Origin of the sequence: Tahibacter caeni (genome assembly GCF_024609805.1) — a bacterium.
In the GTDB taxonomy this organism is placed as follows: domain Bacteria; phylum Pseudomonadota; class Gammaproteobacteria; order Xanthomonadales; family Rhodanobacteraceae; genus Tahibacter; species Tahibacter caeni.
Genome location: NZ_JANFVR010000612.1, coordinates 1 through 1438 on the forward strand (window position 1 = coordinate 1; position 1438 = coordinate 1438).

Consider the following 1438-nt stretch of genomic DNA (forward strand, 5'->3'; position numbering starts at 1 on the left):
CGCGCCGGCGCCCGTGGCGCCGGTGGGACCGGTCGGGCCCGCCGGTCCGGTCGGCCCCGTGGGACCGGTCGCGCCGCTGCTGCCGCCGCCGAGGCAGGCACCGACGGCGCCGCTGACCGTATCGAAACAGACCGCCGCTGACTGGGTCGGCGCCGCGCTCAGGTTCGGAAACCAGATGCGCCCGTTCTCGTCCACGCGCAGGAGGTCGGCGCTGTCGCCGGGGTTGCGCACGCTGAAGCCGCCGGCGGCCGGCGGCACCACCTTGACGTCGGCCGCCGCCGCGGCCCCGGCGCAGGCCAGCGCGACGCCGGCGCAGATCGCTTTTTGCACAATTTTATTGTGTCGCATGTTTTATCCCCTGGAGACAGCGGCGAGCCCGCGGCGGCGCATCGCGATCAGAACGAGACCCATGGCCAGCAGCAGCTGCAGGCCGGGCGAGAGCGCGGGAACCGGCGTCCGCGGAATCACGACGCCGCCGCCGAACCAGCCGCTGTCGTTGCCGCTGCCGCCCTGGTTGGTCTGGGTCGGCGCGAGGTGCTGGCCGGTCGCGTGAACGTCGGACACGCCGACGTTCGCGATGGTCTGGCTGCCGCCGGGCAGCAGGTTCAGATAGGCGACGCTGCCGGGCGCGGTCACGTCGACCTGGATCGCCGGACCGAGGCCCTGTATCTGCAGATTGCCGCCGACGGCCTGGGTCAGGCCGGATTCGAGCCGGTAGCGCTTGCCGCTGCCGCTGACCAGGCTCAGGTTCGCGAACAGATTCGTGCCGAGGACGGCGCTGACGGCCGCAGGCCCGTCGCGCAGCTCGACCCGGCTGCTGCCGGCCAGGAACGTGCCGCGGTTCTCCCAGTCGCCGGTCAACGTGGCCGTGCCGCTGCCGAAATCGGCGCTCGCGCCGGCGGCGATGCGCAGCGCGCCGACGCCGCGCAATTCGCCGGCGCCGAGAACGAGCGTCCCGTCGACGAGCACGTCGCCGCCGGCCGCTTCGAGACGACCGCCGTCGAGCTGCAGCCTGGCGCCGGCCGGCAGCGCCAGGCCCTGTGCCTGGACGACGGCGAACGGCAGCGGCAGCAGCGACGCCAGCAGACACGCCTTGCCGGCGCGCATCCGGTTCGTTCGCATGAAAGCCCCCCCTGAATACGCGCCGAGTGTAGGGGCGCGGCGATCGCCGCAACAAGCGCCGCGCACACCGGCAGCGACACTGATAGGCGGCGACGGCAGTTGCCGCTATGGGTTTGATTCCGCGACCGGACCCGGCGACGGCGCCGGGTCTCGGCGCGCCGACCGGATACTTATTTAAAGTATTAAATTGAATAAATGACCTGACACCCGGCCGCGCCCGCGGACCCGGCGCCGCCTAGGCCGCCGGCCCGATCCCGCCGCGACCGCGGCAGTGCATACTCGGCGGCGGTCGTCGCGCAGCGGTTGGGGACGAAGG

Annotated in this window: 2 protein-coding genes; both read right to left on the reverse strand. The window is 72.6% G+C overall.

The genetic code is table 11. The features are described 5' to 3' along the window. Positions 1-330 (reverse strand): hypothetical protein (locus NON22_RS24270; protein WP_257389554.1); only part of this gene is annotated, 330 nt, incomplete at its 3' end. A 21-nt stretch (positions 331-351) separates the two neighbouring features. Next, the gene (locus tag NON22_RS24275; RefSeq protein WP_257389555.1) at positions 352-1122 is read right to left on the reverse strand and encodes a hypothetical protein; all 771 of its coding nucleotides are present in this window, start codon (positions 1120-1122) and stop codon (positions 352-354) included. Between the last annotated feature and the right edge of the window lie 316 nt (positions 1123-1438).